The sequence below is a fragment of the Arenimonas sp. genome (assembly GCF_041913985.1).
Classification (GTDB): Bacteria; Pseudomonadota; Gammaproteobacteria; order Xanthomonadales; family Xanthomonadaceae; genus Arenimonas.
This window is the reverse complement of record NZ_JAYSEG010000018.1, coordinates 40,268-61,981: the sequence shown is the minus strand read 5'-3', so window position 1 is coordinate 61,981 and position 21,714 is coordinate 40,268. Positions and strand designations below refer to the sequence as shown.

General features: G+C 69.2%; 20 protein-coding genes, 1 tRNA gene and 3 pseudogenes. 7 read left to right on the top strand and 17 right to left on the bottom strand.

Annotated features, from left to right (window positions below; translation table 11 throughout):
• Positions 1-393 (bottom strand): hypothetical protein (locus tag ACE3Q2_RS08085; protein ID WP_374473666.1); only part of this gene is annotated, 393 nt, incomplete at its 3' end.
• Between the two features lie 194 nt (positions 394-587).
• Entirely contained in the window at positions 588-1,103 is a 516-nt protein-coding gene (locus tag ACE3Q2_RS08080) for a hypothetical protein (protein WP_374473665.1), read from the bottom strand.
• Positions 1,104-1,514: 411 nt separating this feature from the next.
• Here ACE3Q2_RS08080 and ACE3Q2_RS08075 point away from each other — a divergent pair, with 411 nt between their 5' ends.
• Positions 1,515-1,880: a hypothetical protein gene (locus ACE3Q2_RS08075; protein ID WP_374473664.1), complete on the top strand. Its 366-nt coding sequence runs from the start codon at positions 1,515-1,517 to the stop codon at positions 1,878-1,880.
• A 22-nt stretch (positions 1,881-1,902) separates the two neighbouring features.
• Here ACE3Q2_RS08075 and ACE3Q2_RS08070 read toward each other — a convergent pair whose 3' ends face one another.
• The 8 genes and pseudogenes from ACE3Q2_RS08070 to murJ all read right to left on the bottom strand — a co-directional run bounded on the left by ACE3Q2_RS08070 (position 1,903) and on the right by murJ (position 10,281).
• Positions 1,903-3,105 (bottom strand): tyrosine-type recombinase/integrase, encoded by a 1,203-nt coding sequence (locus tag ACE3Q2_RS08070; protein WP_374473663.1) that lies wholly within the window; start codon positions 3,103-3,105, stop codon positions 1,903-1,905.
• Positions 3,106-3,286: 181 nt separating this feature from the next.
• A tRNA-Thr gene (locus ACE3Q2_RS08065) sits at positions 3,287-3,365 on the bottom strand.
• Positions 3,366-3,401: 36 nt separating this feature from the next.
• Positions 3,402-4,352 carry a 4-hydroxy-3-methylbut-2-enyl diphosphate reductase gene (gene ispH / locus ACE3Q2_RS08060; protein WP_374473662.1) on the bottom strand — a complete coding sequence of 317 codons (951 nt, stop codon included), beginning with the start codon at positions 4,350-4,352 and terminating at the stop codon, positions 3,402-3,404.
• A 7-nt stretch (positions 4,353-4,359) separates the two neighbouring features.
• Positions 4,360-4,860 (bottom strand): signal peptidase II, encoded by a 501-nt coding sequence (lspA, locus tag ACE3Q2_RS08055; RefSeq protein ID WP_374473661.1) that lies wholly within the window; start codon positions 4,858-4,860, stop codon positions 4,360-4,362.
• Positions 4,860-4,985 (bottom strand): annotated as a pseudogene (locus tag ACE3Q2_RS08050) (zinc finger domain-containing protein); the annotation flags it as partial. The pseudogene ACE3Q2_RS08050 and the gene lspA, both read right to left, overlap by 1 nt.
• An 89-nt stretch (positions 4,986-5,074) precedes the next feature.
• A pseudogene (gene ileS, locus ACE3Q2_RS08045) lies at positions 5,075-7,652 on the bottom strand (isoleucine--tRNA ligase); the annotation flags it as partial.
• 59 nt (positions 7,653-7,711) lie between these two features.
• Positions 7,712-8,668 carry a bifunctional riboflavin kinase/FAD synthetase gene (locus tag ACE3Q2_RS08040; protein ID WP_231695717.1) on the bottom strand — a complete coding sequence of 319 codons (957 nt, stop codon included), beginning with the start codon at positions 8,666-8,668 and terminating at the stop codon, positions 7,712-7,714.
• A gap of 29 nt (positions 8,669-8,697) precedes the next feature.
• Positions 8,698-10,281, bottom strand: coding sequence for a murein biosynthesis integral membrane protein MurJ (gene murJ, locus ACE3Q2_RS08035; RefSeq protein WP_231695718.1), 1,584 nt, complete (start codon positions 10,279-10,281; stop codon positions 8,698-8,700).
• A gap of 140 nt (positions 10,282-10,421) precedes the next feature.
• Between murJ and rpsT the strand changes: the two genes are divergently transcribed.
• Positions 10,422-10,691, top strand: coding sequence for a 30S ribosomal protein S20 (gene rpsT / locus ACE3Q2_RS08030; protein WP_043804448.1), 270 nt, complete (start codon positions 10,422-10,424; stop codon positions 10,689-10,691).
• Between the two features lie 118 nt (positions 10,692-10,809).
• On the opposite strand, the gene cgtA is transcribed toward rpsT, so the two are convergent.
• The 3 genes from cgtA to rplU form a co-directional block, all read right to left on the bottom strand.
• Positions 10,810-11,883: an Obg family GTPase CgtA gene (gene cgtA, locus ACE3Q2_RS08025; RefSeq protein ID WP_374473660.1), complete on the bottom strand. Its 1,074-nt coding sequence runs from the start codon at positions 11,881-11,883 to the stop codon at positions 10,810-10,812.
• Positions 11,884-12,030: 147 nt separating this feature from the next.
• Positions 12,031-12,291, bottom strand: a complete 261-nt coding sequence (gene rpmA, locus ACE3Q2_RS08020) for a 50S ribosomal protein L27 (protein WP_231695720.1) — start codon at positions 12,289-12,291, stop codon at positions 12,031-12,033.
• An 18-nt stretch (positions 12,292-12,309) separates the two neighbouring features.
• On the bottom strand, positions 12,310-12,621 hold the full coding sequence (rplU, locus tag ACE3Q2_RS08015; RefSeq protein ID WP_043804441.1) for a 50S ribosomal protein L21: 312 nt from the start codon (positions 12,619-12,621) through the stop codon (positions 12,310-12,312).
• Between the two features lie 299 nt (positions 12,622-12,920).
• On the opposite strand from rplU, the gene uvrA reads away from it, so the two are divergent.
• The gene (gene uvrA / locus ACE3Q2_RS08010; protein ID WP_231695721.1) at positions 12,921-15,788 is read left to right on the top strand and encodes an excinuclease ABC subunit UvrA; all 2,868 of its coding nucleotides are present in this window, start codon (positions 12,921-12,923) and stop codon (positions 15,786-15,788) included.
• Entirely contained in the window at positions 15,785-16,180 is a 396-nt protein-coding gene (locus ACE3Q2_RS08005) for an acyl-CoA thioesterase (RefSeq protein WP_374473659.1), read from the top strand. The genes uvrA and ACE3Q2_RS08005 overlap by 4 nt, the downstream gene beginning before the upstream one ends.
• On the opposite strand, the gene ACE3Q2_RS08000 is transcribed toward ACE3Q2_RS08005, so the two are convergent.
• A complete protein-coding gene (locus ACE3Q2_RS08000; RefSeq protein ID WP_374473658.1) occupies positions 16,177-16,617 on the bottom strand; it encodes a copper chaperone PCu(A)C in 441 nt (146 codons plus the stop codon). The two genes, ACE3Q2_RS08005 and ACE3Q2_RS08000, sit on opposite strands and share 4 nt — an antisense overlap.
• A gap of 38 nt (positions 16,618-16,655) precedes the next feature.
• Here ACE3Q2_RS08000 and ACE3Q2_RS07995 point away from each other — a divergent pair, with 38 nt between their 5' ends.
• From ACE3Q2_RS07995 to ACE3Q2_RS07985, 3 genes are read left to right on the top strand one after another with little or no spacing between them, the layout of a single operon-like run.
• Positions 16,656-18,122 (top strand): DUF4139 domain-containing protein, encoded by a 1,467-nt coding sequence (locus ACE3Q2_RS07995; protein WP_374473657.1) that lies wholly within the window; start codon positions 16,656-16,658, stop codon positions 18,120-18,122.
• 8 nt (positions 18,123-18,130) lie between these two features.
• Positions 18,131-18,880 (top strand): enoyl-CoA hydratase/isomerase family protein, encoded by a 750-nt coding sequence (locus ACE3Q2_RS07990; protein ID WP_231695725.1) that lies wholly within the window; start codon positions 18,131-18,133, stop codon positions 18,878-18,880.
• Complete coding sequence (locus ACE3Q2_RS07985) at positions 18,877-19,260, top strand: hypothetical protein (RefSeq protein ID WP_374473656.1); 384 nt, start codon at positions 18,877-18,879, stop codon at positions 19,258-19,260. Before ACE3Q2_RS07990 ends, ACE3Q2_RS07985 begins: the two co-directional genes overlap by 4 nt.
• On the opposite strand, the gene ACE3Q2_RS07980 is transcribed toward ACE3Q2_RS07985, so the two are convergent.
• The 3 genes and pseudogenes from ACE3Q2_RS07980 to ACE3Q2_RS07970 all read right to left on the bottom strand — a co-directional run bounded on the left by ACE3Q2_RS07980 (position 19,261) and on the right by ACE3Q2_RS07970 (position 21,689).
• A complete protein-coding gene (locus ACE3Q2_RS07980) occupies positions 19,261-20,112 on the bottom strand; it encodes a sulfurtransferase (RefSeq protein ID WP_374473655.1) in 852 nt (283 codons plus the stop codon).
• A pseudogene (locus tag ACE3Q2_RS07975) lies at positions 20,109-20,917 on the bottom strand (CoA pyrophosphatase). Before ACE3Q2_RS07975 ends, ACE3Q2_RS07980 begins: the two are co-directional and overlap by 4 nt.
• Before the next feature lie 52 nt (positions 20,918-20,969).
• Positions 20,970-21,689, bottom strand: a complete 720-nt coding sequence (locus tag ACE3Q2_RS07970) for an FKBP-type peptidyl-prolyl cis-trans isomerase N-terminal domain-containing protein (RefSeq protein ID WP_374473654.1) — start codon at positions 21,687-21,689, stop codon at positions 20,970-20,972.
• Positions 21,690-21,714 lie beyond the last annotated feature (25 nt).

Genomic DNA, 21,714 nt, shown 5'->3' with positions numbered 1-21,714 from the left:
CTCATGGCTCCATCCTCTCAAGGTTTGGAGCCTCCGGGAAAGCCGGGGCGATTCAGAAATCGGGTTGAGTTCTTCTGAGTCATCTTTAATAAGAGAGAACGGGAACTTTTTCCACGGACTATGCTCCGGGAGATGTCTCCTGCTCCACTCCAGACTCACCGCCGTCCTAGCTGCTCTGCGAAGTTCGCTCCGGGTGAGGTTGATTCGCTTTCTCGCGGACCATGCTTCTTTGGTCCAGCGCGTCACCGGAACTTGATCAGCGGCGATACCGAGGATCTTCGCCAGAGATTTCTCCTCTTGATCCAAGAAGGCTCTCCGCTTCTGCTCGGGCGACACATCGGCCTCAAGTTCGCGAACGATAGCCTCCAGGTCGGCCTCGAATGCCGTTGCCATCTCGGAATTTTGCCTCGTATTCATGCATATACCTCTAATCGTTTGACCCAACTGTCGATCACTGGACTCAAAGTGGGCACGCCCTGCCGGGACTGATCGGCGCTGTTCAGCGTGAAGTGCCTGCTGTGGACCCAACCGAAACAGCCCGGTCCTGGTGGAGGACCGGGCGCTCGGTGCCGCCGGCGAGAGGGGGATCAGTTGAGGGTCCGGACCTTCAGGTCATCGAGCAGACCATCCATCAGATCCAATGCGAATTTGTTGCAGTAGATGTGTGCACCTTCACCGCTGTAGACAGTCGCCTTAAACGCACTCATTCCTTCAGCGTAATTGACCATACGCGTTACCCACACCCTCGAGCTCATATCGAGCCCATGGTCCAGGTGAACCGCCTCGGTAGCAGCCCGAATCGCACCAGCCGCTTGACGGTGGCGAGTGACAACGCGCGCCACCGCTCCACAGACGTGGATGGTCCCAGACTCCCCCTGGACGCCCGACAGAACCAAGGGTTCGTCCTGGCAACCCGCGAGAGCAAGGCCATCACGAATCGCAGTAAAGATCTTCTCGATCAGATCGGTCTTGCTCTCAGTCCCAGCAACAGAGACCTCTGCGGTAAGGCTGAATGCGGTAGTCGCCGCCCCAGACCGACCAAGCGGAAGGACCAAGACCATGTCCGGGGGAGTCATTTCATTGTTGCGAAGCTCGAAGTTCATTGAATTTCCTAGAATTTTGGCCGCACGTGCCCCTGCCGGGATGGCTGGAATTCACGCAGTTCACGTTCTGCGCTCAAGAGCGCGGCGCTTCCCGCTTGGCGGTAGGCGCGGGGTCCCCGGCAAGACGGGGCTTAGGAGAGGTGTTAGGTGTGCTGTGTGGGTGCGGCGGTCAGCCATACATCGGCCTCGCGCCTGGGGAGTATAGCCATCCCCAACTTAGGTCGCGGATGCGGAGAAAACATGAGCCATCATCTCGTCTGCGCAACAATCGGGCCCGAGTCAGCCTGCTCCTCTTTCGGTGGGCACAACCATGCTCGGGCATGGCTGGCCCCAGGCATCTGGTTCTGACTGGCCCTTGAGGAGCTTCGCCATGCCCCCATCTGTGGAGAGCCACCTCCTCGGGACAGCCCCATGCCGGACCTTCGCCAGATCTACCTCGACGATGTGATTTTCCGCACCAACATGCTTCTGGATGACGATGAAAAAGCTTCTTTTGATGAAGTTCACGGCGCAATACAGGCCGGCCAGATCATCGAGTGGCTGTCGTCGAAAGGTGCAGATATGTCCGCTTTGCTTTCGGAGCAGATGGCCGAGGCTAAGGCCCTCGTGGTCGAGGCATTGAAGCAGGTGTCGACTGCACGCAAGGGGTCAGAGCGCAGGAAGCTTGGCGTTCAGCACAACGGTCTCTGCCTGCTCATTGGCTTGGCTCTGGACGCGAAGGCAGTTTTTCCTCCTATGACCAGCCCCTACTTGGATTCCGCGACGTCGGTTAACTAGGCTCAAATTGCCTTCGGCATCCTTAGATTCGCGCCACGGCTGCCGCCAACGTGTCCGGGCTGAGGTGTGCGTAGCGCAGAGTCATCTTGATGTCCGCGTGCCCCAGCAACTCCCGGACGGTGTTGAGGTCCACCCCCGCCCGAACGAGTCGACTGGCAAAGTGGTGGCGCAGGTCGTGGAACCGGAACTCGCTAATCTCGGCGGCGTCAAGGAGATTCCGCCAAGCCGTCTTGGCGTCCCGGATGCCGAAGACCACGCCCTCCGACCCGGTTTGGGCTGCCCACTTGGACAACGCAGCGTGGGCTTCGGCGTTGAGCGGCACGAATCGCTGCTTGCCGCTCTTGGCTACCGAGGCCCGGACCGTGAGCATCTTCCCTTCCAGGTTGATGTCGGCCCAACGCAGGGTCAGGAGCTCCCGACGGCGGAGTCCCGTGTTCATCGCCAGCAGCACCAGAGGGGTCAGGTGGTCCCCGTAGCCGTCCCGAGGTAGGACCGGGTAGAGCGGCCTGTCGCGCTGCTCACGCCACTGATTGGCGGACTCGCGCCCCGCGATCAGGAACGCATCCCGATGCACCAGAGCCGCTCTCAGGCGCTCCTCTTCGCCCGAACTCAGGTAGCGGACGACCGACCGGGCTGCGACCGTCTTGTTACGGATGCCCAGCAAGGGGTTGGTCTGCAGTAGCTTCCACTCGACTGCCTTGCTCAGCGCAGACCGAAGGCACGCCAGGTCCCGGGAGGCGGTTGCCTTGGTGACGGGGCGCTCCCCACCCTTCGGGGCATGCACCCTGCCTCGCCACCAGGCCTCGACTTTTGATGTATCAATCGAATCGAGGGGCAGACCCAGCCAGTCCGGGAATGACTTGCGAATGCGCTCGACGTAGCGGGCACCACCCCGGAGCTCAGCGACGGCCCACCCCTCGTAATGCTCGGCTAGGAACTGATCCAGGGGCATGGCCGCAGTCTGCCGCCCAGCTATCGCCGGAAGACGCTGCTGGAGCGCCTCAGACATCGCCTGGAGCGTTTGGGCGCGCGCCTCGTCTAGAGATAAGTGCGCGGCGGCACCGAGCGTCCTGCGCTTCCCACGCGCCCACTCGACGATGAACGCTTTGTAGCCCGAGGGCTGCACCCGGAGGATCAGGCCTTTCATGGCCAGGTCGCGGATCTCGTAGGGGCGATCCTGAGGGGCGCTGGTGGCGACGATCCGCTTAGTGAGGGTGGTCCGCATCCGGTGTCTGCATCCGTAAATGGCCGTAAGTGCAGACTAGGACGGGCCAAAAATCGGTGCCCGGTGAGGAGCATCCGCATTACGGCGAGACAGACGCAGCAGGCGCTGGCCGGGGAGTTCCAGGCCAGGTCAAATCAATGGGATTCGAGTGCTCGGAAACGTCACGAGCTTCGGTGCATCGCACCAGAAAATTGCGGCCTTCTTTTACCGGGAAAAGCGGCATTACGAATGCGCCGCTCTACCAACTGAGCTATTCCGGCGGAAGGCGGGAATTCTAGGCGGCGGGGCCGCCCGGGTCAATTTACGAGGCTGATGCGCAGTTCCCTGGGCAGGGCGAAGACCACGTTTTCCGGCTCGCCCTCCAGGTGGTCCACCCCGGTGGCGCCCAGCTCGCGCAGGCGCTGCACCACGCCCTGCACCAGCACTTCCGGGGCCGAGGCGCCCGCCGTCACGCCCACCCGGGCCGCGCCGGCCACCCAGGCCGGGTCGATGCACTCGGCGCCGTCGATCAGGAAGGCGCGGGCGCCCTGCTTCTCGGCCAGCTCGCGCAGGCGGTTGGAGTTGGAGCTGTTCACCGAGCCCACCACCAGCACCACCTCGCACTTCCCGGCCAGGATGCGCACGGCGTCCTGGCGGTTCTGGGTGGCGTAGCAGATGTCGTCGTGCTTCGGGCCCTGGATGGCCGGGAAGCGCGCCTGCAGGGCGGCGATGATCTCGCGGGTGTCGTCAACCGACAGCGTGGTCTGAGTGGTGTAGGCCAGGTTGTCGGGCTGCGTGGGTTGCAGCTTGGCGACGCCGGCCACGTCCTCCACCAGGTGGATGTGGTTGTCGCCGTGCTCTTGCCGCCACTGGCCCATGGTGCCCTCCACTTCCGGGTGCCCGGCGTGGCCGATCAGCACCACGTCGCGGCCGGCGCGGCAGTGGCGCGCCACCTCGATGTGCACCTTGGTCACCAGCGGGCAGGTGGCGTCGAACACCTTCAGCCCGCGGCGCTCGGCCTCGGCGCGCACGGCCTGGGAAACGCCGTGGGCGCTGAAGATGACGGTGGCGCCGGCCGGCACCTCGTCGAGCTCCTCGACGAACACCGCGCCTCGCTGGCGCAGGTCCTCGACCACGAAGCGGTTGTGCACCACCTCGTGGCGCACGTAGATGGGCGCACCGAGCGATTCGATGGCGCGCTTGACGATCTCGATGGCGCGGTCGACGCCGGCGCAGAAACCGCGGGGATTGGCGAGCAGGACGTCCATGGCGCGATTATCCGCCCTTTCCGGGCGCCGGCGGCGCCTTGAAGCTGAACAGCACCAGCAGCACCGCACCGGCCACGATGGCCGAATCGGCCACGTTGAAGGCCGGCCAGTGATGCTTGCCCACGTACCAGTCGACGAAGTCCACCACGTAGCCGAAGCGGATGCGGTCGATCACGTTGCCCACGGCGCCGGCCACCACCAGCGCGAACGGCAGCGCGGTGCGCCAGTCGTTGCGCGGCGTGCGCGCCAGCCACACCGTGAGACCCAGGCTGATGGCAATGGCCAGGCCGGTGAAGAACCAGCGCTGCCAGCCGCCCGCGTCGGACAGGAAGCTGAAGGCGGCGCCGTAGTTGTGCACCAGCGTCCAGTTCCAGAAGCCGTCGATGAAGGGCACCGGCTTGAGGTATTCCAGCGAAGCCAGCGCGACCGCCTTGGTCCACTGGTCGATGGCGACCAGCAGCGCGGAAAGGCCCAGCCAGGCCAGCGCGTTCGGGCGCGGCGCCGCCATCAGAACCACCGGCGGGTTTCGCCCGCGCCGTTGACATTGTCGACGCAGCGGCCGCAGAGCTCCGGGTCATCCGCATGGCTGCCCACGTCGGCGCGGTAGTGCCAGCAGCGCACGCACTTGCCATGGCTGGTGGAGACCGCGTGTACCCAGGGGCCGGCGCCCTCGCCTTCCGCACCGGGGCGGCCGGCGACCGGCTTGAGGTCGAAGCGCGAGGTGATGAAGAAGAAGCGCAGCTCGTCGGCCACCGGGGCGAAACGCGCCAGCGTGGCTTCATCGGCGTACACGTCCACCTCGGCCTCGAGCGAGGCACCGATGGCGCCGTTGGCGCGCATGGGTTCGAGCACCTTGCTCACCGCCTCGCGCAGCTCCAGCAGGCGGTCGAAATCGGCCGCCGACAGCGCCGCACCGGCCGGCATCGGCGCCAGGCCGTCGTACCAGGTGGTGAAGAGCACGTGGCCCTCGCGCTGGCCCGGCAGGTGCTGCCAGATCTCGTCGGCGGTGAAGCTCAGCACCGGCGCCACCCAGCGCACGAAGGCCTCGGCGATGCGGAACATGGCGCTCTGGGCCGAACGGCGGCCATGGCTGTCCACCGGCATGGTGTACAGGCGGTCCTTGGTGACGTCGAGGTACACCGCGCCCAGGTCGTTGGTGCAGAAATTCTGCACGGCGGCCACCACGGCGGCGAAGTCGTAGGCGGCGTACGCGGCCTGGATGCGCTCCTGCAGCTCGAAGGCGCGGTGCACGGCCCACTGGTCGAGCAGCAGCAGCTGGTCGTTGGGCAGCAGGTGCACAGCCGGGTCGAAGCCGTGCAGGTTGCCCAGCAGGAAGCGCGCGGTGTTGCGGATGCGGCGGTAGCCGTCGGCGGTGCGCTTGAGGATGTCGTCGGACACCGACATTTCATTGCGGTAGTCGGTGCTGGCCACCCACAGGCGCAGCACGTCGGCGCCCAGCGCGTCGTTCACCTTCTGCGGGTCCACCACGTTGCCGATGGACTTGGACATCTTGCGGCCCTGGGCGTCCACGGTGAACCCGTGGGTGAGCACCGCCTTGTAGGGCGCCGCCTTGTCCATCGCCACGCCCGTGAGCAGCGAGCTCTGGAACCAGCCGCGGTGCTGGTCGGAGCCTTCGAGGTAGAGGTCGGCCGGCTTGCCCAGGCCTTCGGCCGCGCGCGCCGCCAGCACCGCCTCGTGGGTGACGCCGGAATCGAACCAGACGTCGAGGATGTCGGTGACCTTCTCGTAGTCGGCCGCCTCGGCGCCCAGCAGTTCGGCGGCGTCGAGCGCATACCAGGCGTCGGCGCCCTGCTGCGACACGCGGTCGGCCACGGCGCGCATCAACTCCACCGAGCGCGGGTGCGGTTCGCCGCTGACCTTGTGGATGAACAGCGCGATCGGCACGCCCCAGGTGCGCTGGCGGCTGATGCACCAGTCCGGGCGGCCCTCGACCATGCCGGCGATGCGCGCCTGGCCCCAGTCGGGCACGAACTGCACCTGCTGAACCGCGGCCAGCGCGTCGCTGCGCAGGCCCTTCTGTTCCATCGAGATGAACCACTGCGGCGTGGCGCGGAAGGCCACCGGCGACTTGTGGCGCCAGCAGTGCGGGTAGCTGTGTTCGAGCTTGCCGTGGGCCAGCAGCACGCCACGCGCGCGCAGCAGCTCGACGATCGAATCGTTCGCCTTCCAGATGAACTGGCCTTCCACCAGCGGCGTGCCCGGCAGGTACACGCCGTTGCCGCCCACCGGGTTGAGCTCGGGCGTCTTGTACTTTTCCAGCAGGCCGTACTTCACGCCGACCTGGTAGTCCTCCTGGCCGTGGCCGGGCGCCGTGTGCACCGCGCCGGTGCCGGCGTCGGTGGTGACGTGCTCGCCCAGGATGACCGGGATGCGGCGCTCGTAGAACGGGTGGCGCAGCTCGAAGCCCTCGAGCGCGGCGCCGGTGGCGCGGCCGAGCACGGCGGCGCCTTCAATGCCGTAACGCTTGAGCGCGGACTCGTGCAGCGCCTCGGCCAGCACCAGCAGCACGCGCTTGCCCTCGCGCGCCGGGCCTTCGACCAGCACGTAGTCCACTTCCGGGCCCAGGGTGACGGCCAGCGAGGCGGGCAGCGTCCAGGGCGTGGTGGTCCAGATGGGCACCGCCACGATGGCGTCGCCGGCCTGCGTGCCGAACTTCGCCGCCAGCGCGGCCGGCTCGAAGGCGTCGTAGGCCACGTCGATCTGCGGCGAGACCTTGTCGGCGTATTCGATCTCGGCCTCGGCCAGCGCCGAGCCGCAGTCGAAGCACCAGTGCACCGGCTTCACGCCGCGGCTGAGGTGGCCGTTCTCGATGATGCGGGCGAGCGCGCGCAGCATGTCCGCCTCGAAGGCGAAATCCATGGTGCGGTACGGGTGCTCCCAGTCGCCCAGCACGCCAAGGCGCTGGAAATCTTTCGACTGGCCGGCGATCTGCTCGGCGGCGTATTCGCGGCACTTGGCGCGGAAGGCGGCGGCGTCGAGCTTGTCGCCCACCTTGCCGAACTTCTTCTCCACCACCAGCTCGATCGGCAGGCCGTGGCAGTCCCAGCCCGGCACGTAGGGCGCGTCGAAGCCGGAGAGCAGCTTCGACTTCACCACCAGGTCCTTGAGCACCTTGTTCACGGCGTGTCCGATGTGGATCGAGCCGTTCGCGTACGGCGGGCCGTCGTGCAGCACGAAGCGCGGCCGGCCCTTGGCCTTCTCGCGCACCTGCGCGTACAGGCCGCGCTGCTGCCAGCCGGCCAGCATGCCCGGCTCGCGTTTGGGCAGGTCGCCGCGCATCGGGAATGCCGTTTCCGGCAGACTGATGGTGTGCTTGTAATCCTTGCCGCCGTTCTCGCTCACGCCGTCACTCCGCGTTCTTCCCTGTCTTGGCGCAAGGCGCGCCGGGCCTGCTCGGCGTCCCGGTCCATCTGTCGGACCAGGGCGGGCAGGTCGTCGAACTTCTCCTCGTCGCGCAGCTTGGCGACGAACTCCACTTCGATGCGGCGGCCGTAAAGGTCGCCATCGAAATCAAACACATGCGCTTCGAGCAAGGGCTCGACGCCCTGCACCGTCGGCCGCGTGCCCAGGCTGGCCACGCCGGCGCGCGGCTCCGGGCCGATGCCGTGCACCCACACCGCGAAGATGCCACCCAGCGCGGCGCGCTTGCCGGCCAGGCGCAGGTTCGCCGTAGGGTAGCCGAGCTGGCGGCCCAGCTGCTTGCCGCGCACCACCTTGCCGCCGATGGCATAGCGCCGGCCCAGGGCCAGGGCCGCGGCCTCCAGGTTGCCGGCGGCCAGGTGCGCACGCACCGCGCTGGCGGAAACGCGGCCGTCGGCGTCCACCACCGGCTCGATCTCGCCGGCGCGGAAGCCGTGCGCCCCGCCCATGGCCTGCAGCAGGCCCAGGTCGCCCTTGCGGCCGTGGCCGAAGCGGAAGCCCGGGCCGACCCACACCTCGCGCGCCGCCAGCCGGCCAACCAGCACGCGTTCGACGAAGTCTTCGGCGGACATGGCCGTCATGGCGGCGTTGAAGCGCAGCAGCCCAACCACGTCCATGCCCAGCCCGCGCAGGCCCTCGAACTTGGCGCGCGGCAGCAGCAGGCGGGCCGGCGGACTCGCCGGTGCGAAGAATTCACGCGGCAGCGGCTCGAAGCTCAGCGCCACCGCCGCAAGGCCGGCGGCGCGCGCACGCGCCCGCACGTGGCCGACCAGGGCCTGGTGCCCCCGGTGGAGGCCGTCGAAGGCACCGATGCAAACCACGCTGCCCTGCGGGCAATCCTTCTTGCCCTCGACGTCCCGGAACAGCTTGCTCATGTCGCAAAGTATAGCCGCGGGTCCCCGATTCAGGCTTCCCGCAGGTGGCGCGGCCGCACCCCGGCGATCAGCAAGCCGAGGCCATAGGCCAGGGCGCCGGCGCCGACGACCAGCAGCAGCCAGCCCAGCCGCAGGTACCAGGCGCCCAGGCCGGCCCAGTCGCCGAGCTGCATCCGGGCCCAGGCCACCACCACGACCATCAGCACCGCGCCGACCAGGATCTGGCCGAACAGCCGCAGCCAGCCCCGCCCCGCGCGGTAGGCACCCTGGCGCGTCAGGTAACGCCACAGCAGGGCGGCATTGAGCACGCCCGCCAGCGCGGTGGCCAGGGCGATGCCGCCGTGTGGCGCGACCACGCCGGCCTCGCGCAGGGCCAGTACCAAGACCGCGGTCAGCAGGATGTTCGCGAACACCGTGATCACCGCGGCGCGCATCGGTGTGCGGGTGTCCTGGCGGGCATAGAAGGCCGGCAGCAGCACCTTGCTTAGCATGAAGGCCGGCACGCCGACGCTCATCGCGATCACGGCGATGGCCACCATCCGGGTGTCGTCGGCGGTGAACTCGCCGTACTGGAACAGGGTTGCGCACAGCGGCGCGGCCATCAGCGCCAGGCCCAGCGCCGCCGGGATGCTGACCAGGGCCACCAGCCGCAGGCCCCAGTCGAGCGCCTGCGAGTATCCGGCGGCATCGGTGGCGGCGTGCCGTCGCGACAGGTGCGGCAGGATCACCGTGCCGATCGCCACGCCGAACAGGCCGAGCGGGAATTCGACCAGCCGGTCGGAATAATAGAGCCAGGCCTGGGCGTTGCTCACCAGCATCGAGGCGAACATCGTGCCCACCAGCAGGTTCAACTGCGACACCGACGACGAAAAGATCGTCGGCAGCATCAGCGCAAACACCCGCCGCACGCCCGCGTGGCGGAAGTCCACTTTCAACCGCGGACGCAGCCCCAGGCGCCCCAGGGCCGGCCACAGCAGGGCCCACTGGGCCAGGCCGGCCAGGAACACGCCCCAGGCCAGGGCGTACTCGGGCACCTCGAAGTACCGGGCCAGGCCCAGCATCGCGGCGATCACCGCCAGGTTGTGCAGAACCGGGGTGAAGGCCGGCAGGCCGAACCGGCGCACGCTGTTGAGGATGGCGCCGGCCAGGGCCGTCATCGAGATGAAGGCCAGGTAGGGGAAGGTGATGCGCAGCATGTCGGCCGTCAGGGCCACCTGCTCGGATTCCTTGCCGGCAAACAGCAGGAAAAGGCGGGCGATCCAGGGCGCGAACAGCATTCCCAGGCCGGTGATCACCGCCACCGTGGCCAGCAGGGCGCCGGCGATATGGTCCAGGAAATCCTGCAGGGCAGCCCGGTCGCCGCGCTCGTGCAGCTCCGACAGCACCGGCACGAAGGCCGAGGAGAACGAGCCCTCGGCGAATATCCGCCGCAGGTAGTTGGGAATGCGGTAGGCCACCACGAAGGCGCTGACCGCCGCCCCAGTGCCGAACAGGGTCGCCTGCAGCAGGTCCCGGGCCAGGCCGGCGATGCGCGACAGCAGGGTCATGGCGCTGAACACGGCCGTGGACCGCAGCAGGCCGCCCCGGGACTTGCCCCCGCCGGCCCCGCTCATGGCCCCACCCCCGGGCTGCCAGGGGGGATTTGACTCAAGCCACTGAATCCCCCATAATTTCGGGTCTTTCCAGCACCACCCCCGAATCCCGGCCGGGAATTCGCACCCCGGCCCTCGTCCAACGATTTCAGGAGCCCTCCGTGGCCAACATCAAGTCCGCCAAGAAGCGCGCCAAGCAGACCGTCGTCCGCAACGCCCGCAATGCCAGCCAGCGTTCCATGCTGCGCACCGCCGTGAAGAAGGTCCTCAAGGCCCTGGAAGCCAAGGACGCCGCTGGCGCCGAGGCCGCCTTCGCGACCGCCCAGCCGATCCTGGACCGCTACTCGGCCCGCGGCCTGATCCACAAGAACAAGGCTGCCCGCCACAAGAGCCGCATCACGGCCCACATCAAGGCCCTGAAGCAGGCCTGATCCGGCGGCGCCTTCGGGCGCCCCGCCGATCGGCGAAGAAAGGCCGGCGCAAGCCGGCCTTTTTGCTGCCCGGGATTTGCCGGCGGCGGCCGGCAGGCGCGCGAACGCGACGGCCGGCTCAGGCATTGCGGCTCATCTCCGCGCGCGCGGCCGCGTCCTGCGCCGCCTCGAGGGCCGCGGCCTTCTGGTCGTCGAAGAACTGCTGCACCTTCAGCACCACCGGCCAGGTGCCCTCGCGGCCGATGGCCGACACCAGGAACCAAGGCTCCTTCCAGTCCAGCGCATCCACCACGGCCCGGGCGCGCGCCTGGCGCTCGTCCTCGGGCAGCAGGTCGGCCTTGTTCATCACCAGCCAGCGCGGCTTCTCCAGCATGGCCGGGTCGTGCTTGCGCAGTTCGGCCTCGATGGCGCGCACCTGCTGCACCGGGTCCACCTGCTCGTCGAACGGGGCCAGGTCCACCAGGTGCAGCAGCAGGCGGGTGCGCTGCACGTGGCGCAGGAACTGCGCGCCCAGGCCGGCGCCGTCGGCCGCGCCTTCAATCAGGCCGGGGATGTCGGCGATCACGAAGCTGCGGTCGGTCTCGACGCTGACCACGCCCAGGTTCGGGTACAGGGTGGTGAACGGGTAGTCGGCCACCTTCGGCGTGGCCGCCGAGACGGCCCGGATGAAGGTGGACTTGCCGGCGTTCGGGAAGCCCAGCAGGCCCACGTCGGCCAGCAGCTTCAGTTCCAGGCGGATCTCGCGCTCCTCGCCCGGCGTGCCCTGCCCGGCCTTGCGCGGCGCGCGGTTCACCGAGCTCTTGAAGTGCACGTTGCCCTTGCCGCCGATGCCGCCCTGGGCCACCAGCAGGCGTTCGCCGTGGCGGGTCAGGTCGCCGATGATCTCGTCGGTCTCGACGTTGATCACCTCGGTGCCGACCGGCACGCGGATCAGCACGTCTTCGCCGGCCTTGCCGAACATCTGCCGGCCCATGCCGTTCTGGCCGCGCTGGGCGCGGTACTGGCGCTGGTGGCGGAAGTCGATCAGCGTGTTGAGGTTCTCGTCGGCCTGCAGCCAGACGCTGCCGCCGTTGCCGCCGTCGCCGCCGTCTGGCCCGCCGAGCGGGATGAACTTCTCGCGCCGGAAGCTGATGCAGCCGTTGCCGCCGTTGCCGGCGCTGACCAGGATCTGGGCTTCATCAACGAATTTCACAGGGTACTTCCCAGGCGGGGCACGCAGGCCGTCCGCCGCGATTGTGGGCCGTCCGCGCCGCGCCGTGAAGGGCGGGCCGCGCCGGGCCGGTGTCAGAAACGAAAAGCCCCGCCGAAGCGGGGCCCTTCAGGCGGAACCGGGCGGGGATCAGGCCGCCGGGACCACGCTCACGGTGCGACGCTTCTTCGGACCCTTGATCGAGAAGTCCACCACGCCGTCCACGAGGGCGAACAGGGTGTGGTCACGACCGAGGCCGACGCCGGCGCCCGGATGGAACTCGGTGCCGCGCTGGCGCACGATGATGTTGCCGGCCTCGATGGCCTGGCCGCCGTACATCTTGACGCCCAGGTACTTCGGGTTCGAGTCGCGGCCGTTGCGGGACGAGCCTACGCCTTTTTTCTGTGCCATGACGTTGTCTCCTCTGGCTTAGCCGGCGATGCCGGTGATTTCGATTTCGGTGAAGTACTGCCGGTGGCCCATCTGCTTGCGATGGTGCTTGCGGCGACGGAACTTGACGATGCGGACCTTGTCGAGGCGGCCGTGCGACTTGACGGTCGCGGTGACCTTGGCGCCGTCAACGGTCGGCGCGCCGACCTTGACCTTGTCGCCGTCGCCGAGCATCAGGACCTTGTCGATCTCGAAGCTCTTGCCTTCCTCGAGGTCGATCTTCTCGACCTTCAGGGTCTCGCCCTGCATCACGCGGTACTGCTTACCGCCGGTGACAATGACTGCATACATGACCGGGATTCCTCTGTAGTTATTTTGGCCAAACCTGCCCGCGGTCAACGGGACAGAAGCGGAATATTAAGCCAAAAACCCCTTTTGCGTCAAACCCTTCGAACCAGGTTCATTTCCAGGCCGGATGTCCCCGAGCCCCGGAGGGCAGCGGCCGGAAAATGAACCTGGTTCGTTGGCCAAGCCACTGATCCGGAAGGCGTTTGGTTTCCTCCACCCCGGGGTCACGGCCGTGAGCGCGCGCCCTGCTAGACTGCCGGGTTCCCGTTCCCGCCCGCCCCAAAAGGACCCGTTCCCGGCGCATGGATACGATCCGCATCCGCGGTGCCCGCACCCACAACCTCAAGAACATCGACCTGGACCTGCCCCGGGACCGGCTGATCGTCATCACCGGCCTCTCGGGCTCCGGCAAGTCCTCCCTGGCCTTCGACACCATCTACGCCGAAGGCCAGCGCCGCTACGTCGAGTCCCTGTCGGCCTACGCCCGGCAGTTCCTGAGCGTGATGGAGAAGCCGGACGTGGACCACATCGAGGGCCTGTCGCCGGCCATCTCGATCGAGCAGAAGTCCACCTCGCACAACCCGCGCTCCACGGTCGGCACGATCACCGAGATCTACGACTACCTGCGCCTGCTGTTCGCCCGCGTCGGCACCCCGCGCTGCCCCGACCACCACTACCCGCTGGAAGCCCAGACGGTCGGCCAGATGGTGGACCAGGTGCTGGCCCTGCCCGAGGACCGCCGCTACATGCTGCTTGCCCCGGTGGTGCGCGAGCGCAAGGGCGAACACGCCCAGGTGTTCGACCAGTTGCGGGCCCAGGGCTTCGTGCGCGTGCGGGTGAACGGCGTGCTGCACGAGCTCGACGCCGTTCCGGCCCTGGCCCTGCGCCAGAAGCACACCATCGAGGCGGTGATCGACCGCTTCAAGCCGCGCGCCGACCTCAAGCAGCGCCTGGCCGAAAGCTTCGAAACCGCGCTCAAGCTCGGTGACGGCCTGGCCCAGGTGCAGGACCTCGACGACCCCGCCGCGCCGCCCCTGCTGTTCTCCTCGAAGTTCAGCTGCCCGGTCTGCGACTACGCCCTGCCCGAGCTCGAGCCGCGCCTGTTCTCGTTCAACTCGCCGGTGGGTGCCTGCCCGTCCTGCGACGGCCTGGGCATCACCCAGTTCTTCGACCCCTCGCGCGTGGTCGTGCACCCCGAGCTCAGCCTCGCGGCGGGCGCGGTGCGCGGCTGGGACCGCCGCAACGCCTACTACTTCCAGCTGATCGCCTCGCTGGCCAAGCACTACGGCTTCGACCCCGACACCGCCTGGGAGGAGCTTTCCGAGCCGGTGCGGCAGGCGGTGCTGTACGGCAGCGGCGAGGAAGTGATCACCTTCACCTACCTCACCGAGTCCGGCGGCCGCACCCAGCGCAAGCACAAGTTCGAGGGCATCGTGCCCAACCTCGAGCGCCGCTACCGCGAAACCGAGTCGCAGGTGGTGAAGGAGGAACTGGCCAAGTTCATCTCCGACCGCCCCTGCCCCGACTGCGGCGGCGCGCGCCTGAACCGCTCGGCCCGCAACGTGTTCGTGGCCGACCGCAACCTGTCGCAGCTGACCAAGCTGCCGGTGGACGAGTCGCTGGAATTCTTCTCGCACCTGAGCCTGGCCGGCTGGCGCGGCGAGATCGCCGCCAAGATCGTCAAGGAAATCCACGACCGCCTCCGCTTCCTGGTGGACGTGGGCCTCGATTACCTCACGCTCGAGCGCAAGGCCGACAGCCTCTCCGGCGGCGAAGCCCAGCGCATCCGCCTGGCCAGCCAGATCGGCGCCGGCCTGGTGGGCGTGATGTACGTGCTCGACGAGCCCTCCATCGGCCTGCACCAGCGCGACAACGAGCGCCTGCTGGGCACCCTCACCCGCCTGCGCGACCTGGGCAACACCGTCATCGTGGTCGAACACGACGAGGACGCCATCCGCCTTGCCGACCACATCGTCGACATCGGCCCGGGCGCCGGCGTGCACGGCGGCGAGGTGATCGCCCAGGGCAGCTACGCCGACATCCTCAAGGCGCCGCGTTCGCTCACCGGCGCCTACCTGTCGGGCAAGCGCCGCATCGAGATCCCGAAGCAGCGCCACAAGCCCAACCCGAAGATGATGCTGGAGCTGCGCGGCGCCAGCGGCAACAACCTCAAGGACGTCGACCTTTCGATCCCGGCCGGCCTGTTCACCTGCATCACCGGCGTCTCGGGTTCGGGCAAGTCCACGCTCATCAACGACACGCTCTACCACCTGGCCGCGAACGAGCTCAACGGCGCCTCGCACACGCCGGCGCCGCACCGCGAGGTGCAGGGCATGGAGCTGTTCGACAAGGTGGTGGACATCGACCAGAGCCCGATCGGCCGCACGCCGCGTTCGAACCCGGCCACCTACACCGGCCTGTTCACGCCGCTGCGCGAGCTGTTCGCGCAGGTGCCGGAAGCGCGCGCCCGCGGCTATTCGCCGGGCCGCTTCAGCTTCAACGTGCGCGGCGGCCGCTGCGAGGCCTGCCAGGGCGACGGCCTGATCAAGGTGGAGATGCACTTCCTGCCCGACGTGTACGTGCCCTGCGACGTGTGCCACGGCAAGCGCTACAACCGCGAGACGCTGGAGATCCTCTACAAGGGCTACTCCATCCACGACGTGCTGGAGATGACGGTCGAGGACGCGCTGCGCCTGTTCGAGCCCGTGCCCACCCTGGCGCGAAAGCTCGAGACCCTGATGGATGTGGGCCTGAGCTACATCAAGCTCGGCCAGTCGGCCACCACGCTCTCGGGCGGCGAGGCCCAGCGAGTGAAGCTGTCGAAGGAGCTCAGCCGCCGCGACACCGGCCGCACGCTCTACATCCTCGACGAGCCCACCACCGGCCTGCACTTCCACGACATCGAGCACCTGCTGGCCGTGCTGCACAAGCTGCGCGACGACGGCAACACCATCGTGGTGATCGAGCACAACCTGGACGTGATCAAGACCGCCGACTGGGTTATCGACCTCGGCCCCGAGGGCGGCCACCGCGGCGGCATGATCATCGCCCAGGGCACGCCGGAAGAGCTGGCGGCCACGCCGGGTTCGCACACCGGGCGGTTCCTCGCGAAGCTCCTCGAAGCCGCCCCGCCGGCGCCGCGCAAGGCCACCCGGAAGAAGAGCGCATGAGCCGCGTCGTGTTCGAAACCTTGCTCGAAGTCCGCTGGCGCGACCTCGACGCCTTCAACCACGTCAACAACGCCAGCTACCTCGGCTACATCGAGGAGGCGCGCGTGCGCTGGTTCAAGTCGCTGAGCCAGGACTGGGCCGGGGAAACCGCGGCGCCCATCATGGCGGCGGTGATGGTGAACTACCGGCGGCCAATCAACTGGCCGGAAACCGTTCGGGCGGAATTGTTCGCCGAACGCATCGGCGGCAAGAGCCTCACGCTGGGCCACCGCATCCTGGCGGCCCACGACGAAAGCACGCTTTATTGCGACGGCCACACCGTGCTGGTGTGGGTGGACCGCGGCGGCCAGAGCGTGCCGCTGCCCGACGCCGTGCGGGCCGCCTGCGCCTAGGGCGCGGCGCGGCGCACCGGGAATTCGGCGAACACGCGACGGCCGTCGGCCAGCACCAGCCGCACGCGCGCCACGTCGCCCTCGGCCAGTGGCCGCAGCGGGCGCATCAGCATCAGGTGCAGGCCGCCCGGCTCGAAGCGCAGTTCGCCGCCCGGCGGGATCTCCAGCTTGCCCGCGGGGCGCATGCGGCTCACGCCGCCTTCTTCGACCGTGCGGTGGATCATCGGCATGCCGAAATCCAGGCTCTCCACGTCCACCACCGTGACCGGCGCGTCGCAGCCGTTGCGCAGCACCAGGTAGCCGGCCAGCGACTTCGCGCCGGGCGGCGCCGAACGCACCCAGGGCTTCTCGATGGCGGGCGCGCAGGCCGTCGCCGCCGACGCGGCTGAAGCCAACGCGAACAGGAGAGACCCCAGCAAAAGGCGCGATGCGTTCATGGGCCTATAGTAGTCCCACGACCGTACAGGAGCCATGAATGAACCGTTCCCTGCTTGCCCTGGCCATCGCCGGCGCCGTCGCCTCCCCCGCCTTCGCCGCCGCGCCGAAACTCACCGTCTACAGCGGCGATTTCGATGCCGTCGCGCGCAGCGCCAGCCAGCCCGGCGGCCCCGGCTTCGCGCTTTACGACACCCGCGTCGAATTCGACCTCAAGGCCGGCGACAACCGCGTGCAGCGCGGCGGCCTGCCGGCGGCCCTCGACGCCAGCTCGGTGCGCCTGCAGCCAGCCGGCGACGCCAGCGTGCGCGGCCAGCGCTTCGACTTCGCCCTGGCCGACCAGGACGAACTGCTGCGCCGCGCGATCGGCCAGCAGGTCTCGGTCGAGCAGTCGCTCGGCCCGGGCCGCGAAACCTACACCGGCACCCTGCTCTCGGCCGGCAACGGCCTGACCCTGCGCCTGGCCGACGGCCGGGTGAAGGTGCTCTCGAACTACGCCAGCTTCGAGCTGCCGCGCCTGCCCGAGGGCGTGGCCAGCGAGCCCACGCTGTCCTGGACCCTGGCCGCGCCGCGCGCCGGGCGCCAGGCTTTCGACCTGTCCTTCGCCACCGCCGGCCTGGCCTGGCGCGCCGAATACCAGGCCACGCTGTCCGGCCAGGGCCAGGCCTGCCGCATGACCCTGGACGGCGCCGCCATGGTGGCCAACCGTTCGGGCACCGACTTCAGCGGCGTCGCGCTGACGCTGGTGGCGGGCGAACCCAACCGCGTCTCCGGCGGCGGCTACGGCGTGCCGATGGCGAAGGCGGAGCGCGCGCAGATGATGGTGGCCGACGCCGCCCCGGCGCCGCAGACCTCCGGCGAGTACCACGCCTACCGCCTGCCCGGCACCGGCGACCTGCCCCAGGGCAGCGTGCAGCGCCTGCCGCTGGTGGACACCGCCAGCGGCATCGCCTGCGAGCGCCGCTACGAAACCCGCTCGCCGATGGGCCAGTGGCAGCCGCCGCAGCCCATCGTCGACGCCAACTTCAATACCCACGCCGGCCAGCAGCCGGTGGTGGCCACCCTGCGCTTCGCCAACCGCAAGGCCGACGGCCTGGGCGTCCCGCTGCCGGCCGGGCGCATGCGCCTGTTCGAAGGCGCCGATTTCCTCGGCGAAGCCGCGCTGGGCCACACCGCCGCCAACACCGAGGTCACGCTCGAGACCGGCACCGTGTTCGACCTGATGGCCGAACGCCGGCGCGAGGATTTCCAGCTCGACCGCGCCGGCCGCGAGATGACCGAAACCGTGGTCATCACCGTGCGCAGCGCCAAGCCCGGCGCCGCCACGGTGCGCGTGCAGGAAGTGCTGCCGCGCTGGACCGACTGGGAGGTCACCGCCAGCAGCGTGCCGGCGCGCAAGCTCGATTCGCAGTCGGTGGCCTTCGACCTGCCCGTGCCCGCCAACGGCGAAGCGGACGTGCGCTACACGGTGCGCTATCGTTGGGCCCCCGACGTCCGGATCGATTGAGGCCCGCCATGCTTGAATTCCACCGCCACGGCGACATCCACGAGATCCGGCTGGCCCGCCCGCCGGTCAACGCGCTCACGCCGGAACTGCTGTCGGCCCTGCGCACCGCGGTGCAGGAAGCGCCGGGCGCCGGCGCGCGCGCCATCGTGCTGTCGGGCGGTGCCAAGGTGTTCTCGGCCGGCATGGACGTGCCGCACCTGATGGGCCTGGACCCGGCTGGCCTGAAGGCCGGCTGGGCTTCGCTGTTCGCCGCGGGGCGCGCCATCGCGTCCTCGCCGGTGCCGGTGGTGGCGGCCATCGGCGGCCACAGCCCGGCCGGCGGCTGCGTGCTGGCGCTGTGCTGCGACTACCGCATCATGGCGCGCGGCCCGTTCCGCATCGGCCTGAACGAGGTGCAGGTGGGACTGGTGGCGCCGGACGCCATCCAGCACCTGATGCGCCGCGTGGTCGGCCCCTACCGCGCCGAGCGTCTGCTGGTCGAAGGCGCGCTGGTGGAAGCCGAGCAGGCGCACGCCATCGGCCTGGTGGACGAACTCACCGACGGCGAGCACGTGGTGAAGCGCGCCACGGTGTGGCTCGAGGAACTGCTCAAGCTCCCGTCGGCCTCGATGCTGGCCACCCGCCGCATCGCCCGCGCCGACCTGGTGGGCGCGCTCGAATCCTTCCGCGACGACGACCTCGACGGATTCCTCCGGGAATGGAACTCCCCCGGCACGCAGGCGGCCCTGAAGGCCCTGGTCGCCCGGCTCGGGAAATGAGGCTGCGCGCGTCGCCGGCGCCGGTGCTGTTGGCGCTGGCCCTCCTCCTTCTGACCGCCTGCAGCCAGCCGCTGCCCGCGGCCTATGCCGACTACGCCGGCCACTGGCGCGGCGAGGGCGTGCTGCTGGTGATCGGCCCCGACGGCCATGCCGACTACGAACGCGTGCGCGAAGGCACGCGCACGTCCATCGAGGGGCCGGCGCACGGCTTCAGCCGCGAGGGTTTCCGCATTGGCCTGGGGCCGCTGAGCGCCCGCTTCGAAGTGCAGGTGCCGCCGCACCTGGCCGACGGCCGCTGGCGCATGACAGTGGACGGCGTCGAACTGACGCGCGTCGAGATCCTGCCGGTCGAAGCCGACCGCGATACGCTGCGGCTGTGATCAGTCGCCGGTGGCGACCGGTCGCGAGCGGTCGCTGACCCACCCACTCCACGACGGCGCATAGACGCGCGCGCCCGGCAAACCGGCATGCGCCATGGCCAGCAGGTTGTGGCAGGCGGTTACGCCCGAGCCACAGCTGAGCACCACGTCTTCCGGACGCCGGCCGCCGAGCAGCGCTTCGAACTGGCTCCGGAGCACCTCGGGGGCGCGCATACGCCCCCCTTCGAGATTGGCGGCGTATGGACGGTTGAGCGCCCCGGGGATGTGGCCCGCCACCGGATCGAGCGGCTCGACCTCGCCGCGGAAGCGCTCGGGTGCGCGGGCGTCTAGCAGCCAGCCGGCGGGCTCGGCGAGCCTTCCCAGCACTTCGTCGGTACGCACGACCTGCGCCGCGTCGAAACGCCGCGGATAAGGCGCCGCCGGCGCCGGCGCGGGCGAGGCATCCATCGGCAGGCCCAGCGCCTGCCAGCGCGCCACGCCGCCGTCGAGCACGGCGACGCGTTCGTGGCCGGAAAGTTTCAGCAGCCACCACAGGCGCGCGGCGGCGAGCGCGCCGTCGGCGGCGTCGTAGGCCACGACCTGCACGTCCGGCGTGATGCCCAGCCGGCCAAGCACGGCCTGGAAGGCCGCCGGGTCCGGCAAGGGGTGTCTGCCCAGCGACGCATCAGCGGCGTGGTCCGACAGGTCGCGGTCGAGATGGGCGAAGCCGGCGCCCGGCAGGTGGGCAGCCTGCCAGGCCCGCTCGCCGGCCTCGGCGTCGGCCAGGGCATGGCGGCAGTCCACCAGCACCAGGCCGGGCTGGCCCAGCGCGGCGGCCAGGGTTTCGGCGGAAACCAGGGTAGTCCAGTTCATCGCACCTGCTCCAGGCGGTGGCGGAAGTTCACCAGCATGGCGGCGGTGGCGCCCCAGATGCGGTGGCCGCCGTAGCGGAATTCCAGCACTTGCCGGCGGCGGCCCTGGAAGTCGACGTCCAGCGTGTGCACGTTGCCGGGGTCGAGCAGGAAGCCGAGCGGCACCTCGAAGGCCTCGGCCACCTCGCCCGGATCGGGCACGGGCACGAAGCCGCCCGCCACCGAGGCCACCACGGGGAACACGTGGAAGCCGGTGATGGTGACGAAGGGATCGAGGTAGCCCAACGGCGACGACAGCGCGGCGCCAAGGCCGACTTCCTCCTGCGCCTCGCGCAGCGCGGCGGCGACCGGGTCGGCGTCGTCGGCCTCGATGCGGCCGCCGGGGAAGGCGATCTGGCCGGCATGGTGGCGCAGGGCTTCGGTGCGGCGGGTCAGCAACACCTGCGGGCCACCGGCGCGCTCCACCAGCGCCACCAGCACGGCGGCAGGGCGCAGCGGCTGCCCGGGCGGCAGCAGGTCGTGCAGTTCGGCGTGGTTCCAGCCAGGCCCCTGCGGGGGGCGGGCCAGCGGATGCAGTGCGCGGGGAAGCCGTTCGAGCGGGTCGAACGACGGGCTCACACGCGGAGCGCCTCGCGGCGCGGCAGCTCCACTTCCATCACGTGCAGGCGCTCGTCGTCGCTCATCTGGGACCAGCGGGCGATCTCGGCGACGCTGCGGTGGCAGCCTTCGCAGAAACCGGACGGGTCGAGCGAGCAGACGCCGACGCAGGGACTGAGCACGGCGCGGAAGCTGGGGGAAAAAGACATGTCGTCGGAAACGACGAGGCCGCGCCGGGAGCCGGCGCGGCCTCGCGGGGTCTTACTGGACCGAAACGAGCTTGATGTCGAACACCAGCGCCTGGCCCGGGCCGACCGGCGAACGCGGGTCGTTGCCGAAGGCCTTGTCGGACGGCAGGAACACTTCCCAGCGCGAGCCGGCCGGCATCAGGGCGAGCACTTCCTGCACGCCGCGGATCGGGAACTCGCCGACCTTGAAGCTGGCCGGGGTCGGGTTCTGCTGGGCGTAGGTGTTGGCGAACTCCTGGCCGGTAGACACCGAGCCGCGGTAGTGCATCTGCACCGTGCTGGCGGCGGTCGGCTTGGCGCCGGTGCCCGGCTCGATCACGCGGTACTGGATGCCGCTGGGCAGGGTGGTGATGCCCGGCTTGCTGCGGTTGGCGGCCAGGAAGGCATCCGACTTGGCCTTGTTCTCGTTGGCGACGCGCTCGAAGTCGGCGCGGGCCTGGGCCACCATGCGCTGCTGCAGGCCAGCCAGCTGGGCGTCCATCTGCTCCTGCGAGTGGGCGGGCGCGCGCTTGGCGAAGCCGTCCTGCAGGGCCTTGATGACGGCATTGATGTCGACGTCGACCTTCTGGTCGGCAAGGTCCTTGCCGAGGTCGTAGCCGATGGCATAGCTCAGCACCGGCTTGTTGGCCGGGGGCGGCGCAGGCTGGTTGGCAGCCGGGGCGGACTGGGCCAGGGCAACGCCGGCGCTCAGACCAAAGGCCGCCAGGCAGGCAGCCAACAGACGCAACTTCATCAGGAAATCTCCAGTTGTGGACGGG